The sequence below is a fragment of the Bradyrhizobium sp. UFLA05-109 genome (assembly GCF_054185165.1).
Genome location: NZ_JBBIAR010000015.1, coordinates 47,683 through 63,540, shown reverse-complemented (window position 1 = coordinate 63,540; position 15,858 = coordinate 47,683). Strand labels below are relative to the sequence as shown.

Annotated in this window: 11 protein-coding genes; 8 read left to right on the top strand and 3 right to left on the bottom strand. The window is 58.8% G+C overall.

Annotated elements, in window-relative coordinates:
* Window positions 1–1,259 precede the first annotated feature (1,259 nt).
* Window positions 1,260–6,785, bottom strand: a complete 5,526-nt coding sequence (locus tag Q3C01_RS13460; protein ID WP_458145803.1) for a trifunctional serine/threonine-protein kinase/ATP-binding protein/sensor histidine kinase — start codon at window positions 6,783–6,785, stop codon at window positions 1,260–1,262.
* Here Q3C01_RS13460 and Q3C01_RS13455 point away from each other — a divergent pair.
* From Q3C01_RS13455 to Q3C01_RS13435, 5 genes are all read left to right on the top strand, one after another.
* On the top strand, window positions 6,739–7,311 hold the full coding sequence (locus Q3C01_RS13455) for an ATP-binding protein (protein ID WP_458145802.1): 573 nt from the start codon (window positions 6,739–6,741) through the stop codon (window positions 7,309–7,311). The two genes, Q3C01_RS13460 and Q3C01_RS13455, sit on opposite strands and share 47 nt — an antisense overlap.
* Before the next feature lie 73 nt (window positions 7,312–7,384).
* Entirely contained in the window at window positions 7,385–8,398 is a 1,014-nt protein-coding gene (locus tag Q3C01_RS13450) for a VOC family protein (protein ID WP_458145875.1), read from the top strand.
* Between the two features lie 34 nt (window positions 8,399–8,432).
* Window positions 8,433–8,852 (top strand): putative quinol monooxygenase, encoded by a 420-nt coding sequence (locus Q3C01_RS13445; RefSeq protein ID WP_458145801.1) that lies wholly within the window; start codon window positions 8,433–8,435, stop codon window positions 8,850–8,852.
* A 307-nt stretch (window positions 8,853–9,159) separates the two neighbouring features.
* Window positions 9,160–9,579 (top strand): tautomerase family protein, encoded by a 420-nt coding sequence (locus Q3C01_RS13440; protein WP_458145800.1) that lies wholly within the window; start codon window positions 9,160–9,162, stop codon window positions 9,577–9,579.
* 142 nt (window positions 9,580–9,721) lie between these two features.
* Entirely contained in the window at window positions 9,722–9,907 is a 186-nt protein-coding gene (locus Q3C01_RS13435; protein ID WP_458145799.1) for a hypothetical protein, read from the top strand.
* A 201-nt stretch (window positions 9,908–10,108) separates the two neighbouring features.
* Here Q3C01_RS13435 and Q3C01_RS13430 read toward each other — a convergent pair whose 3' ends face one another.
* Complete coding sequence (locus tag Q3C01_RS13430) at window positions 10,109–10,345, bottom strand: hypothetical protein (protein WP_458145798.1); 237 nt, start codon at window positions 10,343–10,345, stop codon at window positions 10,109–10,111.
* A gap of 692 nt (window positions 10,346–11,037) precedes the next feature.
* On the bottom strand, window positions 11,038–11,970 hold the full coding sequence (locus tag Q3C01_RS13425) for an AraC family transcriptional regulator (protein ID WP_458145797.1): 933 nt from the start codon (window positions 11,968–11,970) through the stop codon (window positions 11,038–11,040).
* Between the two features lie 467 nt (window positions 11,971–12,437).
* On the opposite strand from Q3C01_RS13425, the gene Q3C01_RS13420 reads away from it, so the two are divergent.
* The 3 genes from Q3C01_RS13420 to Q3C01_RS13410 are packed head-to-tail and all read left to right on the top strand — an operon-like array spanning window position 12,438 to window position 15,657.
* On the top strand, window positions 12,438–13,079 hold the full coding sequence (locus tag Q3C01_RS13420) for a response regulator transcription factor (RefSeq protein WP_458145874.1): 642 nt from the start codon (window positions 12,438–12,440) through the stop codon (window positions 13,077–13,079).
* A 60-nt stretch (window positions 13,080–13,139) separates the two neighbouring features.
* The gene (locus Q3C01_RS13415) at window positions 13,140–13,577 is read left to right on the top strand and encodes a response regulator transcription factor (protein ID WP_458145796.1); all 438 of its coding nucleotides are present in this window, start codon (window positions 13,140–13,142) and stop codon (window positions 13,575–13,577) included.
* Window positions 13,570–15,657, top strand: a complete 2,088-nt coding sequence (locus tag Q3C01_RS13410; RefSeq protein WP_458145795.1) for a PAS domain-containing sensor histidine kinase — start codon at window positions 13,570–13,572, stop codon at window positions 15,655–15,657. Before Q3C01_RS13415 ends, Q3C01_RS13410 begins: the two co-directional genes overlap by 8 nt.
* The last annotated feature ends 201 nt before the right edge of the window (window positions 15,658–15,858 follow it).

Genomic DNA, 15,858 nt, shown 5'->3' with positions numbered 1-15,858 from the left:
GCTGTTATGATGTTGCTTTCAGAAGGAGTACGCAGGACCTTGCGGCAGGTCCGGCTCTACGGCTACTTGGTCGAGCGAAACGACCAGATCTATCACCCGGGCGCCTTTCATCGAGTTGGCACGAAATCGTTGGTACTCCGCATGGTTGAGGCGGTTGGCTGACGAAAAACGGCCATTGATACGAACTGCCTACGCAGGGCGTGAAGCGCCGGACTGACTTCCTGCGAGCGCAGACCGCCAGCGAGCGCGCGTGTTTAGGAACGCCTACCGCGCGTGACCATTAGTTAGGTTCGGAGAACCATGGAGCCTAAAATGCGGAAGACGATGATTACGATCCTAACAGCAGTGGTACTCGCAGGGGCCGCTAGCGTTGCATATGCCCAATCTAGCGGATCAGGTAGTGCTGGTGGCGCTGGCGCGGGTGTCGGCACCGGCGGATCGACGGGCATGGGCGGCGCGTCGTCGAGTGCTGGAGGCGCCGGGACTACTGGTACTGGAGCCGTGGCCAGTGGCACCACTGGCTCGGCTGGCGGATTGCAAAAGGGCGCGATTCACCCCGGCAGCGGAGACAATCCGACCCGTCGCCGGAGGCGATACTGAAAGACCGGCGGACCGTGTTCTCGCCCCCGCCTCAGCCAACGGGGCTGCACCGCAACCAACGAGAGTTGTTGAGCCAAATCAAGGAGCATCAGAGAAGCGCTGCTGGTCTCTTACGGGGCACGTAGCGCGATGACCTCAAACGCGATCAGGATCGGCGCCACAGTGGTCAGGCGACCGCCGCCGTGATAACAGCAGGAAGGTGCATTCATCTCCGCTATGCCCACGGTCGCGACCAAATTTAGCCTCCCACCGAAGTGTCGCGATGGGCCTCTTTGGCAGCCGGGTTTGGCGGCCCAATATGAAGCCGATGGCTATGACCGCCCGGCATCTCGCGCCGCTGCGCTTGCATCGTGCGCGCAACACATCCGATAAAGTTCGTCTTGCGGTTCGTTGTCACTCCTTCAGATGAAATGTTGCCACGAGGAATTCCTTCGCCGCTTTGGTTATGGTCACCGTCGCTTCTTCCATTGTAGTAACCGAGCGGCTCCCCTTCTCTAGGCATGGATCATTCATTAGTGATATCTGGGAGGAAGGGCTGTTTCCAGTGGAGCGCCACGTGACAAGCCATTGGATGTCGGAATGCTGGTTAGCTGCATCGAGAAAGGATCGGAAACTTGAAGCCGCATCCGAAAGACCTCTTCGAGGCCTAGATTACGGAGCTAATATTGTCGAGCCGGAGAAATCGTGAAGTGAAAGACAGCGCCTTGTGGAAGGTTTGCTTCCGCCCAAATCTTTCCGCCGTGGCCTTCTATGATTGAACGGCAGATCGACAATCCCATTCCCATGCCGCCCGGTTTGGTAGTGTAGAATGGATCGAAGAGTTTCTCGAGTTGTTCAAGGTCTGTGCCCTTCCCGGTATCTCGGACGGATATAAGCACACCGTCTGAGCCGTTCTTGGAAGAGCTGATTAGCAGCTCGCGGCGGGCTTGGCCGACCTCTTCCAGGGCATGTACGGCATTGATAATCAAGTTGAGCACCACTTGTTGAATTTGGATCCGATCGGCTTCAACGAGAGGCAAGCCTTTCGCCAGCTGCGTTCGGACGGAGACGTGGCTCCTTACGGTTTCGCCATGCGTGAGCTCAATCACCTCTCCGACGACCCCGTTGATCTCGATGCGCTCCATCCGCAGCGGCGCCTTTTTGACAAGACCACGAGTTCGCTCGACAACATTCCCTACGCGACGACCATCTTTGACGATTCTTTCAAGAAGCTGACGAGCTTCCTGCAAATCCGGTGGCTGGCGAGCAAGCCATCGCAGCGTCGCCTCAGCGTTGCCCATCATCGCGGTGATCGGCTGATTGACCTCATGGGCGATCGAGGCCGTTAGCTGACCCATGGTCGCGACGCGATTCGCGTGCGCCAGCTCCGCCTGTGTCTCGCGGTAACGCCGCTCGTTGTTGCGCGCTTCGGATTCGGCCCTTCTGCGCTCAGTCAGGTCGAGTACAAAAGCGACGCCCTGATTTTCATTTCGTTCAAGGCGCGCCGCGCCGATCAGCACGGGCACGCGACCGCCATCCTTCCGCAAATACTCCGTCTCAAACGGCTGTATCGTTCCGGTGGTCTTGATATCCTCCAGGACCGGCGCAGTTCGATCACGCCACTCCGGCGGTATCAAATCCGTCCAATGCACGCGACCACAAACAAAATCTTCTCGGTCGAAACCCAGCATGCGGAGATACGTATCATTAGCCTCGATGATGCGGCCTTCGAAATCCCAGATGACGATTCCGATAATGTTGGCGTCGACCAGGCGGCGAACTTTCGCTTCCTGCTCTTGCAGATCGCCGTACAGCCGTGAATTCTCAAGGGAAATTGCCGCCTGTGACGCCAGCAGTTTTAAGACCGTCATGCGAGCGGGCGCGAAGACGTTTGGAGCGAGGCCGTTCTCGAAGTAAAGCGCGCCGACAAGCTTGCCCTGATTTACCAGGGGTAGGCAAACAACAGACCGTGCTCGGCGAGCCCTAATGTAGAGGTCCGCGGCATATTGGGACTGGGTGGCGGCATCATCAAGAATAACGCTCTCACGGCTATGCAGGACGTAGCGCAGCACTGACTCCGGCAAGACGGTCCCGGTCGCGGCGTCGTCGCGCAGATGCACAACCACCTTATCGTCGCCAGTAGTGGCTTCTGCAGCGATCCGCGGCGTGGCGCCTTGTGCAAGAATCAGCAAGCCTCGCTCGGCGCCCGCCTGTTCGATCGCGGTACGCATCAGTGTGTCAATCAGCTTTTCGTGGACGATCTCGCTAGATACAGCCTGCGACACCTTGATTATGGTGGTCAGGTCAAGGCGTTCAACCGGTGCACCGATGGTGTCGGTTGCGATGAGAGCAGTTTCTTTGTCTTTCAGGAACGGAAAGAGCTGATCTAACTGCCGCACCTTTCCATCGGCCCCCCAACTCTCATAGCACTGCCGTGCCTTTCGTAGGTGCGCATAAGAATTGATGTCGAAGCCGCGCGCCGCGTAGAAGCGCGCCGCTAGTTCGCAGGCGAGCCCCTCGTTGTGGACAAAGCCATTGTCGCGTGCCGACATGATGGAGCGCTTGTACAGCTCCATGGCCTCAAGCGGACGTCCCTCGATACGGGCGATTTCTGCGTCGATCAGCGCTGCCCGATCCTCGAAGTTCTGTGGACAATTTGCCGCCCAGCCTCGAAGCCGTCGCTGGTGGTGTCCAAGTGCCTCCCGATACTCTTCGTACGGTTGGGACTCGCACAATGCAGCACGAGCCAGCGCGGCATAGAAGTGATACTCTTCCTCCTCCAGCATGAATAGCGACAGCGAGGGTAAGTTCATGTACCATTCCTCAACCCTTTCCGCTGCATTGATTGCCGAAACGTAGTCGCCAGCGAAGAAACGCGCCTGGAGCTTCCGGATCCAGTAATAGCATTCCTGGAAGGGTTGGACGGGTCGACCTGTTGTGCGCTCTTCAAATGCTAGCTCGTTGAACCGACCATCGTCGAGAGAGCCAAACTTCGTGGTCTCCCCACGCAGTGTCCGCACCAACGCGAGGGGCGCGGAAATTCTGTCCTGATAAAATCCAAAATGCCGCGAGAACTCCAATCCGTGCTCTGCATCAAGTTCGACCTGATCGAGCGGATGCCCTGTGGCAAGAAAGACGGAATTCAGAGCGCGGGAGGCCATCGCGGCAAAAGCAGGGTCGCCGTGCTCTTGCGCCATCTCGAATGCGCGCCGCGCCGGATCGATCGCATCCCTAAGCGGTCGTGTCGACGGAAGGTGAGAAGCAAAAACGAAATAGGTGCGTCCTCCATAGTGATGCCAGCCGCGACGTTCGAGCAGGTCGCAAGCCATCTTTCCGAGTCGGTAAGCTTGATCATAGTGGCCAAAGCGAGTGCTGGCGATCAGGCTCATGTCTTCATAGTTATATGGTGCGGCGTCACTGTTGCCGAGATCGAGGCTGAGACAGGTGGCCTTGCAGACGCTAAGCGTGAACAAGTTCAGGTCAGTGTAGCAGGCCGGCGAGCCCAGTCCCGTGAGCACGCCGAGCGTCGCCAGAGCCTCCGGATCCTGCATGATCGGAAGGTCAACGAGGTCCTCGATCGTGCGATTTCCGAGCTGTGACCAGAAGCGCTCGTACTCGTGGCGCATTTCCGCCTCAGTAGGATGTGCCGACCAATCAATGCCCACATGCCGCAGGCATTCAAGGGCGACAGCGACTGCACGCTCGTTCGCTCCAAGCATCATGTAGAGATGCGTACGGCGGTGCGCCACGGCGCAACGTTGGAGCGTGCCGACGGCACGCGTTGCGAGTGTCGCCAGGCGCTCCTCGGCGTTCTGCAACGCACCCGTGCAGAGCTCGCAGTCAGCCCGGTGCTGCTCTAGCTCGAACACCAGCTCTTGTCGGCGTTCCCACGCCTCTTCTGCCAGCAGCTCCATACCTGCATTGAGGTATGAGAGAGCCGAGGCGTATGCTGTGGAGGCCTTTGCGCGCTTGCCGGCGACGAGGTTGAGTTGCGCGACCTGCTCGCGCTCCTCCCGCAAGGAGATCAAGGCAGCGCCCCGATTGAACTGGCTGACGATCTCGAAGATCGCCTCTTCGCGCTGCTCGGCCGGCATTCGCTCCGTTAGCAACCTTCCAATCCGGAGATGACTATCGGCTCGCGAGGTTTCTGGGATCATCGAGTACGCGGCTTCCTGCACGCGGTCATGCGTGAAATGGTAGGAATCTCCGCGGCGCTCGACCAATTCCTGAGAAAGTGCGTCCCAAAAAATGGAGTGTATCTGGTCTGGTGAGGTTTCCAGAACGATCGCCAGCGTAGTTGTATCGGCGACGGCACCGAGACAGGCGAACTGCTGCAGGGCTTGTTGCGTCTTTTCCGGGCGGCGGACCAACCTCGCAGCCATGAGGTCCGCCACATTGTCCGTGTACCTCTTAGCGTGAAGACGCTCGAGATCCCAGGACCACCGTCCCTGATCGACATCGAAGGTGAGCAAACCCTCGTCGTCGAGCATGTGCAGAAACTGAATCGCGAAAAACGGGTTACCGGCGGTTTTTTCCTGAACCAGGTTTGCCAGCTGTGATGCCGGCTGCGGTGCGCGCCTGATGGCATCCGCTATCAATTCGCGGAGATGCTCATGGCCAAGCGGTCCAAGCTGGATCTGCTGCACTCGCGCACCGGTTTGGCGGATCGCCTCAATCTTGCGCATGAGCGGGTGTGAGGCATCCACTTCGTTGTCGCGGTAGGCGCCAATCAGCATCAGATGGTTCAGCCCTGACTGCGTCAGCAGGTTTTCGATCAAGTCGAGCGTCGCAGCGTCCAGCCATTGCAGATCGTCGAGGAACAGAGCCAGTGGGTGTTCTGGTTGGGCGAACACGCCTATAAAGCGGCGGAAGACACGCTGAAATCGGTATTGTGCATCCCTGGGACTAAGCACAGGGACCGGGGGCTGATCGCCAATGATGAGGTTCAACTCGGGGACGAGATCGACCACGAGTTGGCCGTTATCGCCGAGCGCCTCGTGAAAGGCCTCCCTCCAGCCGGCCAACTCGGCGTCGCTCTTGCCCAGGAGCAGCCGGATCAAGGCTCGAAGGGCTTGTGCCAAGGTCGAGTACGGGATCTCACGCTTGTACTGATCGAACTTGCCGGATGCGAAAAGTGCGCGCGGCGGCACCAGCACTTTGTGCAATTCATTGACGACTGAGGACTTGCCGATCCCGGAATAGCCGGACACCAGCACTAACTCCGGCGTTCCACCCTCGACAACACGATCAAACGAGGCAAGCAGCGTCTCGATCTCGCGCTCGCGTCCATAGAGCCTCTCAGGAATCGTCAACCGGTCCGACGTGTCGTGTTGGCCCAGCGGAAACTCTCCGATCTGGCCCCGATCTTCGAGCTCCGCCAGGCAGCGTCGCAAATCCCGTACAAGTCCGCCGGCGGTCTGATATCTGTCCTCGGCCGTCTTGGCGAGCAGCTTCATGATGATCATGGACAGCGCAGATGGGATGCTTCCCACCCGATCGGTCGGAGGCGCCGGCTTCCGCGCAATATGGCAGTGCACCCACTCCATTGGATCGGAAGCAGCGAACGGCAGGCTTCCGGTCAGCATCTCGTACAGAGTGACGCCAAGCGCGTAGAGGTCGCTGCGGGAATCAATCGAACGATTCATCCAGCCGGTCTGTTCCGGTGCCATGTAAGCCAGCGTGCCGGCGATGGTCTCGGGCGGTTGGATGGCCTGACGTTCACGCCGAAGCCGCGACGCGATGCCGAATCCCGTCAGTCTGATCTCGCCTCTCGCGTGATCTACGATGATGTTTTGCGGCTTGATATCCTTGTGGACGAGACCCCGCTCATGGAGCTTGCCCACCGCCACGGCGATAGCTATGGCGAGGCGCAAGAAGCTTTCGACGCCGATTGGTACGCCGCTCGACGCCGTGAGCGGCTCCCCGCCCGGGTCTTCGAGAAGCAATACAGTCTGACCGCCTTCATGAAGGAAGTCTAACGGACATACCGCCCACGCGCGATCCAGCTCGTCCTTCCATCCATATTCGTGCGCAAGGCGATCGATGATGGCCGGATGCGGATGCTCCGAGGCAGGCCTCACTGCTAGTATAGCGACGAGACTGCCATCAGGGCCCTTGTGCCATCCCCGGCAGAAAACGCGCCCACCGTCCTTCCACGCAATGTGGAAGCTACTATCCCCAATTTTAGCGAAGCGAACTGCATCCATTTTAGCGCTGGTTCACATCGGTTCAGTCGCAAGCGACGCGCAAGGAGCCCGCGCCGCTGCGGTCCTAAGCAAGAGCCTTCACAAATACTACCGCCCAGAAACCGCGCGTGCTACCGAATATTACGGCCCGATGCGCAAATCTTGCTACGCGCGGGCGGAAACGGTGAATCCCAGCACGCGCCTCATGGTTGAAGCAAGCGCGATATTGACCTGGCGTCAGCCCCGTCGCTTTCCCGAAAGACTCCGACGAAATTGCCTTTGCGATCCAAAGCCGGTTTCCTGTGCGAGGAATCTTGGCAACGCTGTCGAAACCAGCATTCGCGACAACGGCGCCAGCATCTCTCTGAGGTGCGAGAAAGATGTTCAACCTCTTCTTCACCGCCGAGCCGACGGGAAGGAACGGGAGCTCGGTCTTTCGATGACCCATGAAATTGTTGTCAAGCAGCATGGCGGCAGGATCGACGTGGCTACCGAGCCGGGCGATTTTACCGAATTCATCATCATCCTTCTGCGCGGCAATCCGTAAGGCTCGAAGCCGGAAGGTACCGCTGTTGGACGTTCTTTGGTCCGGCTTAACGTTGCCTTGCAGCCAATTGAAGATGCGCAACAATCTACAATTGTCGTTTCGACGTTGGATGGCGTCTTCCCTTCGCTGGCAACGCCTTTTATCGGAATTTACCCCAATTGATATGCATCGGCGCGCCGCTGCCTGTAATTGTTTTCGCCAGTCACCATCAAACGGCGGAACAGGAGATGCAGTTGTGAGAAGGACAAATCCTGGCAGCGAGCCGATAACTCACGACCGTCGCGAAGTCATTCTTGCGGCCGGAGGCGCAACACTCGCGGGAGCCGCTTCGTCGATTCTAGCCTCTGCTTCGCCAGTAGCAGCGCAGCAAAATCGCATTGATCGCGATAACGGACCTTTAGGCGCACGGCTTCAAGGAGCCCAGCACTTTGGCCTCACCGTCCAAAATATGGACCGTGCCTTCGAATTTTACACGGAGGTTCTCGGCGGAAACGAAGTTATGCGCGATGGCGACTTCCACGGCGCGCCGATCCATAACACACTAATGACCGATCAGGAGATCATTGCGCGAGAGCTTAAAGTCGATCCCCGCACGATCGGAGTGCCTGACTTGAAAGGCGGTGCGCAACGGCTGGATGTTCGCTTCGTCCAATTCGACAATTTCGTGATCGAGCTCTTGCAGTATCGCGAGGCGGTGCAGCCCATGGGAAACGGAGACAGTTGGGCGGAGCCGCGCGACCACATGAGCCCTGCCTATCCCCGCTCTATGCATATTTGCTTCTACATTCGCGATGATGTGAATTTTGCGAAGTTTATCAGCGATCTTGAGGCCGAATGCGCCCGCCGCGGTATGGCTCAAGTGAAAGCGAACCGTGTCGTTTCTGTGGAAACGGAAGGACAGCGCAAGGCTGCGCCCATGAGCGCCAACGCCAACAGGATTACGCAAGGCAAGTCGAATGGCTGGTCGCTGATCTATTGCAAGGGGCCTGAAGGAGAGCAACTCGAGTTCGTGCAAGCGCTCGAGCCCGTGAAGCAGACATTCCAGCAGGCCCTCGAATGGCGTCGCCGAACACAGAGCGCCGGTTGAGAGTCCGGCTTTATTCTGAGGTGAGAGAATAGGCATGCTACACTTTTTCAACGTGCGTTCCCTGGGTTTCCTACTATTGGCCATTGTGATGGCTTGCTCGCCATCACGTGGGCAGGACGGTCCGGGAGCAGGATACAGCCGTTTGCCCCACAATGCTTTCTCGGTTGTCGCCGAGATCCGGGCCAAACCCGGGAAGGAAAGTGAACTACGCGCTGCAACGCTGCCGCTCATCAACCTCGTTCGGAGTGATCCGAAAACTATCGCATATTTCCTGCAGGAGGACCGGGAGGCGAACGGCCACTTCATCTTCTATGAAATCTTCGCCAACGAATCAGACTTTGAGGAACACAATGCCAAGCCGTACGTGCAGGCGTGGTTCGCCAAGTTGCCGGATCTTGCCGAGGGCGGTGTTCATGCAATGAAGTTGAAACTCTTGGCCGCCCCCAAAGAGTGAACCTTCCGGCTTCGCAAACCTCCAGCGGCTCCACCGGAATTTGCCTGCTTTAACTCCTCGCTTGCAGCGTGAAGGGGTGGTGGTACTCTCTGAAACAGGACCAAAGTTACCCGTCGCGACTACGGGTACGGATTGCTGTCCGCGGTTTGGGCAGGTTTCGTTTTGACGCTCGCCGGTCTCGTTGTCTTTGCCGTGACAGTGCCGCGAGCATCTCGCCTGGTTGCTGCGGAACCGGCCTAGGAGATTCGGACGAGCCGGCGACCGCCATCAGTGAGAGCAGCGCTTGACCGGAGAAGAGGAGGTTTGTGTGCCCAAGATGTTCGTTCACGCTCCCCGCGGCGCTTTCACCCCCGAGGCTCGCGCGCGAGTGGCAGCCGAACTGACAGACCTCGGAATGGCGTGCGAGCGCCTTGCGGACACATCGTCAATCCGATCGGGGGTCTGGGTAATCTTCGCCGAGCACGAGCCCACCGCCTTCTTCAGCGGTGGAGAAGTCGCATCGCATCCGATCGTAGCCCTGCTGATCAATGCAATTGAGGGCGGCCTCGACGATCCTGGCAAGAAGCGGCTGATCGAGGACGGCACAGCGATCCTTGGCAAACACGCTGCCATTGGCGAAGGAAAAATGCCTGTATACGTCGCCGTCCAGGAGATCCCCGAGATCAACTGGGGGATGTACGGGAAGCAGGTCAACCTTTCCGCGATGCGGGCCCCAGCAACTGCCTAGCAGCCTTCAATGCCTACATCTACGTCATTCGCAACTGGTTAAGCCCGGCCAGGGCGGGTTTCGTGCGCTATGCTGCCGGAAAAGGCATATTGTGGCAGCGCCGCCGCTTCGGCGGCCAAGCCGACTGTCGATCAGACATTCGGTGCGAACGACCCTGATCGTGTTCTGCGCCGACTACAAGTGCAGCCACAACATCAAGCTCATGCCGACGCTGGTCGATCAATGGCCCGACGATCCGCGGCATTCCGACCTCGAGCCGGGGTTCGTGTGGGAGGCTTGCGACAAGCAGAGCCGGCAGCGCGCCGACATGATGAGCATCCGGCGTTAGTGCCTTCGTCCTCGTGTTTGGTTTGCAAAGATGAGAACCGACACGAAAGCGGCGAGCGCGAGGCCATCAACTATGAGCGTGAACGTTTCCATCGCGTGACCAAATGGTGTTGATCTCGTCGCCCGCGCTGCGCTCCTAAAGGTCGCAGCCTTGCAGGTCTCTATCAGACAATGGCCGCTGTTTACTCCTCGCGAGCGATCATCACCTAATTCCTTCGATCAGCGTCCTCCAGCCAAGCACATCGTTCCCTATCAGCAGCAAAACGCCGAGGGCGGCTAAGTGATGTGGCAATTCGCAATCGCGACGCGCGCTCATATCGCTGACAAACGACCCGACCGCGCTTTTAAGATCGTCTCGGTCGAGATAGTCCAAGGCTCGCTGCTTGCACCGCCCGACATACTTGTCGCGCGGCATATCAGTTATCAGGGAACGGTCCACTTAAATCTCTCCAGCCAATCACTGTGTCAGGCAAGCAAACGTTGAAATAAAACAGATGCGCATGTCTGCCCGATAAGCAACAAACAGACGCTTTTCAGTCCCAGTGTGGGAATTGGGATACAGGATCATCAACGGGATGCGCTCGCTACGCACGCACAGTGCGTCATAAAATATTCATTTGGAGCGATTGGCGACGTTTGCTTGGGCGACAGTAGCGTGCGAGCGTCAATTTCCGATGGTGAGCCGGACCTTTCCGTGCGGCCTGTCGAATGGTTCTTGCGCGAAAGCAAAGCGCCGCACAGCTCGGCAACGTCGGCCGCGTAGGGTCTAATTCGAGCTTCGCAGAGATTACGCTTCGGCGTACCGTCAGAGATGGACGTACTTAAACACTGTTGGATTAGCAGGTGGCGGAAGGGGTGTCTGTCAAAGCTTGCTGAAATGACGCAGCTTTTTCGTCTGCGTCGCGCGCAACAGCCGACGTCGATCCAGAGGCACGAAGCCGCCGACTAGGGATTCACGCCATGGTCGATTGCGGCACGCTCGCGATTCGTTGTCCTGCCTGTGACGGCCTGATGGAGCAAGGAGGCACCTGGCTCTTTGTCTGCGCGCCGTGCCGGCAGTCAATTCAGATGTTTGAGGTCGCGGAACATCGATATCTGCCACGCGGGTTGAGGCGGTCCAAGCAAACAGAATTACATCTCTCTGTCCGGTGCGTTTCGCGCGTCGCGACGCCAAACTCCGGGGCTGACGCCGACCGTGGCCGAGAACACTCGCGTGAAGTGGCTTTGATTGGCGAACCCGGCCGTGATCGCGATCTCGGACAGCGGCAGGTCGCGGACGTTCATCAACTGCTTGGCTGCCTCGACGCGCCGGCGAAGCAGCCATTGATGCGGCGGCAATCCGGTGGACGCACGAAACGCGCGTGAGAAATGGCTGACCGAAAGGCCAAGCTCGGCGGCGATTTGTTGCACTGAAAGCGTTCCGCCGAGATCAGAGTCCAGCCTTTCGCAGGCGCGCTTCACCTGCCACGAGGCGAGGCCGCCGCGCGGCAATTCACTGATGCACCTCCGGCCGCCATAGGTCTGGACGACATGCGCGGTGAGCGCGAGCATCATGTGATCGACGAAAAGCTGGTTGGTCTCGTCCGGCCGGCGCAGCCCCTGCTGCAGCGACGCGCCGATGTGACGAATGACGTTGTCGTCATGGCCTATGCCGAGCTGACAATCGAGTTGATCGACGCGTGTCGCTCCGGGCTGGTCTGCGATGTTATCGAGCGCCGAACGCGGAAGGTAAAAAAACAGGGAGTGGAACGGCTTGTCGATCACATAGCGCGGATCGTGCTTGAGGTCGTACAGATACGTGGCACCTGCCCTAACATCGGCCTTCATGCGGCACTTGCCTTTTTCCCAAAGCTCACAATCCGGAAAGTCATGGAGCTTCAGACTCACGAGGAAGGCATCCTCGGCTGTCAACGACCCGGAAAGACCCGGAACTGGATTATCGTTGCGGGTTTCGGTGACCGAGAGTTCGAGGCTGCGCAATGTCCGCGTTATCAGCGTGGGCGGCGTATCCTCCAGATGGAGGAATTTCCCGAAACGCTGACTGAAGGGCTGCGACTGTGCCATTTCGATTTAGTCTCATCCGTGAAGTCCGACCGAGCAGGTCATGATTTGCTTGCCGGATTCCCGCACACTATCGGAATTCGGCAAGCGACCGTACAGCTTTGCTGCTCCGAATCCATTGCTGCCACGCCAACGCTCGCGGGACGATTCCGAAGCAAATTCAAGACCTTTGTTACATCTCTTGATGAGCCACCTCTGCGAGTTCCCCCGCCGCTCACAGTTCCGTGCTCGGAACAGAATCGGACAAAGCACGGTGGATTTAGGAAAGACGCCGAAATCGTACAACCCTTATAACACCGTAGAAGCCCGGACGTCCGTGGATGGCTGCGTCAGGACGTAAGGCTCATGAGCGTTCGTGAAGAAAGCAGTCGAAAGACCGCGGGGCAGAAGCGACCAGGAGACCATGCAAAATGCTTCGGACAATCGCATCCGCCCACCAGCAGACCCTGTCGCCCCTATCCCGCTTTCCGATGAGTATCGTTGCCGAGAAAACCGATCGTCCGCTTGTCCTGATCGTGGACGATGATGAGGAAATCCGCTTTTCGCTCCGGGAGCTGCTGCTGTCGGTGGGCATCGACGCATGCTGCTTCGGCTCGACGCAGGAATTGTTGCGAGCCGACCTTCCGGACCGGCCGGGCTGTCTGATTCTCGACGTTCGTATGCCTGGAGCAAGCGGCCTGGATCTCCAGCAGCTTCTGGCCCAAAATGGCAATACGCGGCCGGTTGTCTTCCTTACCGGCCATGGCGATATCGCCATGACCGTCCAGGCGATGAAAGCGGGAGCCGTTGATTTCCTGACCAAGCCTGTCAGGGACCAGACGCTGCTCGATGCCGTCACTGCGGCGATCGACAAGGATATCTTGCAGAGAGCCGTGGCCAGCCGCCTCGAGCAACACGCCGCCCGCTTTTCCAAATTGACACCGCGCGAGCGCGAAGTGGTGCGCGAGGTGGCAAGGGGTCGCCTCAACAAGCAGATCGCGTTCGACCTCGGCATAAGCGAAATCACCGTTAAGCTTCACCGCAGCAATGCAAGCAGAAAACTGCAAGCGACGTCAGTTGGAGATCTGATCCGCATATGGGAAACGTTGCCTGTGGAGCTTCGAGGGGAGTAGGCAACCTACACCAAAGAACAGGTACAAGCCGGCCGGCAATCGGCGGATGGTCGTCATGCCATGCCCGCGAATGACAACCGCTCGTCCGAAACGCCCTTAGTCGCCATCGTCGATGACAACGAAGCTGTGCGTGAGGCTCTCTCCGACCTGCTTCAGGTGATGGACGTGCCATCTCACACTTTTGATCGGGCGGAAGCCTTCATGGCCGAATTTGAGCCAGGCCGCTTTGATTGTCTGATCACGGACGTGAGCATGCCGGGCCGTAGCGGGCTCGAGCTTCAGGAGAGACTGCGCGAACTAGGCTCATCAATGCCCGTCATCTTCATCACCGCGGATACGAGCCCAGCCACGCAGGCACGCGCGCTGAGCGGCGGCGCTCATGCCTGTCTGATCAAGCCAGTGAATGACGACGTCCTCTTTCATATCTTGCAGAACATCCTGAACCAGGCGGGCCACTCATGGCGCGGCGATCGACGGGACCCACCGTCCGATGACTAACATTGCACGACCAGCCGCCCCGCAGAGCACATTTGCCTCGCCTCATGGCAGCGAGTTGGCCGACTTTGCATCCGAGAGCGTCATCGTCAGTGACGGAACTGGCATCATCCTGTACTGGAACGATGCCTCCGAAGCTCTCTACGGATGGCCTGCCATGGCAATGGTGGGACGACATCTCGACGAGATCCGCTCGCCCGAGCCATCTGGCGATGATCATTTCAACACGCTGCTGCGTGAAGGCCGATGGGAGGGCGTGCTATCTCGGCGCAGTCTGAGCGGAACGGAGCTCACGGTTGCCGTGCGCCAGATCGTCAGGCGGAGCTCAAGCGGTCGTCTTGTCGATGTCGTCGAGTTCGGCCGACATCTGGGAGCTCTCTCGCGAGCTGAATACCTGCGGACGGACGCTGAATTGCAGGGCGCGCTCGCCGCGTGCTGGGAGCTTGACGTCTCGCCGACACGGCCCTTGCTCGATGCAATCGCCAACGATAGGCGTGACGGTGGCATCGTCGATTTTGACCGGAGGCCGGACTGGGTCGATAGCATACTGGCTGCGGCCAACATCGTTGCCGTGAACGATCGCGCGGTCCGCATGTTCGGGGTCCATGCCCGTTACGAGCAGATGATCGGTCAGCCCATTGGTACATTCTGGCCAGCCGAGAGCCGGGCGATTCTGGCCAGGCTGCTGGAACGCGTTGCGACCAACCAATCGCCGCTGGAAACACGCAGAATTGTCATGAGCGGAGCTTTGCGGGACCCGATCGTCAGGGTGTGGCACGCGGCGGAGGCGAAGCCCCCCGGGACGGTATTCGTGACGCTCAGTGGCGTGGGAAACGACGATCGCACATCATGGGAGTTGCAAGCGAGTGAGGAGAGATACCAGAACCTCATTCAATACCTGCCGACCGCACTCTGGCAGGTTGATTCCCGCAGCGCTGGCGAAGCGTTCGACCAATTGAAGGCCAGCGGAGTACGCGACATTGCGGCCTATCTCGAGCAGCATCCGGAGCTGGTCGAGCATGCCAAGGACGTCGTTCGCGTGACGGACGCCAATCGGGATGCGGCGTCGCTGTTTCGTGCGGCCAACCGCACCGACATGATCAGGCCCGTCCGCTACATTTTCGCGGCCGCCCCGGGGCTCGCCGAGCGGGTCATGGTCGCCCATTTCGAGGGACGACGGAATTTCGTCGAGCAGACCAGGATTCTGGCCTTCGACGGCTCGATCATCGACGTGCTCTTCACGGTGACCTATCCAGTGCCTCCCGAGCAGGTTGACAACACGTTCATAACGATGCTGGACATCAGCGAGCGTTTGAATGCGGAGCAACAACTGCGAAAATTGCAGGCGGATTTCTCGCATGCCGGCCGCATCGCAACTCTCGGAGAGTTGGCGACGTCGATCGCGCACGAAGTCAACCAGCCGCTTACGGCCATCGTGACCAACGGTGAGACGAGCCTGAGATGGCTGGCTCGTCCCGATCCAAACATCGAGAAGGTCAATCAACTCACGTCGCGAATTGTGTCCAATGCGCGTCGAGCCAGTGAGATCATTCACCGCATACGAGGCATGGCGGCCAAGCATGAGCCCGAGATACGCCTCCTGGATTTCAACGAGGCCGTTGAGGAAGCGATCCTGTTCATCCGACACGACATCGACTCCAAGTCGATCGCCCTGTCTACGGCATTCGACTTCAATCGGCCCCAGGTGATGGGCGACCGGATTCAGTTGCAGCAGGTGGTCATCAATCTGCTCGTCAACAGTGTCCAGGCAGTCGTGCAGTCGGGACAACCCGTGCGCCGAATAGATATCCAGACGCGCCTTGAGAAGGAAGAGGCCGTGGTCTTTTCCGTCCTCGACAACGGACCTGGCGTTCCCGAAGCTTATCTCGGACACATTTTCGACAGCTTCTTCAGCACCAAGGATAACGGACTCGGCATCGGTTTGGCCATCTGCCACTCGATCATCACCGCGCATGGCGGCAGCATCTCGGGTATAAATCGACCGAACGGCGGCGCGCATTTTCGCTTTACGCTTCCGTTGCCAATGTTGGCCGGTGGCAATCCGGATGGAGCGCCTCACTGATTTCGCCCGCCCTTTCAGTGGCTTTTTTGGAGGGCGAGAATGCGATGCGATCGCGCCGTCCAACCCCTGCTATCCCATAGTATAGGTCGATCTATTCCCTCACTCAGCAAGACCCGACCGGTTGCACGATACCCTCGCGTGACGTTTGCCTTCATTGTCGCGAGCACTGGAGAGACGGGGTCTCCGCGCCTTCAGGAAATG

What these genes read in the sequence shown, in the direction of transcription:
- Q3C01_RS13455 (WP_458145802.1), top strand. Translation starts at nt 6,739, where the DNA reads ATGTGGAAGCTACTATCCCCAATTTTAGCGAAGCGAACTGCATCCATT.
- Q3C01_RS13460 (WP_458145803.1), bottom strand. Translation starts at nt 6,785, where the DNA reads ATGGATGCAGTTCGCTTCGCTAAAATTGGGGATAGTAGCTTCCACATT.
- Q3C01_RS13450 (WP_458145875.1), top strand. Translation starts at nt 7,385, where the DNA reads ATGCGCAACAATCTACAATTGTCGTTTCGACGTTGGATGGCGTCTTCC.
- Q3C01_RS13445 (WP_458145801.1), top strand. Translation starts at nt 8,433, where the DNA reads ATGCTACACTTTTTCAACGTGCGTTCCCTGGGTTTCCTACTATTGGCC.
- Q3C01_RS13425 (WP_458145797.1), bottom strand. Translation starts at nt 11,970, where the DNA reads ATGGCACAGTCGCAGCCCTTCAGTCAGCGTTTCGGGAAATTCCTCCAT.
- Q3C01_RS13420 (WP_458145874.1), top strand. Translation starts at nt 12,438, where the DNA reads ATGAGTATCGTTGCCGAGAAAACCGATCGTCCGCTTGTCCTGATCGTG.
- Q3C01_RS13415 (WP_458145796.1), top strand. Translation starts at nt 13,140, where the DNA reads ATGCCCGCGAATGACAACCGCTCGTCCGAAACGCCCTTAGTCGCCATC.
- Q3C01_RS13410 (WP_458145795.1), top strand. Translation starts at nt 13,570, where the DNA reads ATGACTAACATTGCACGACCAGCCGCCCCGCAGAGCACATTTGCCTCG.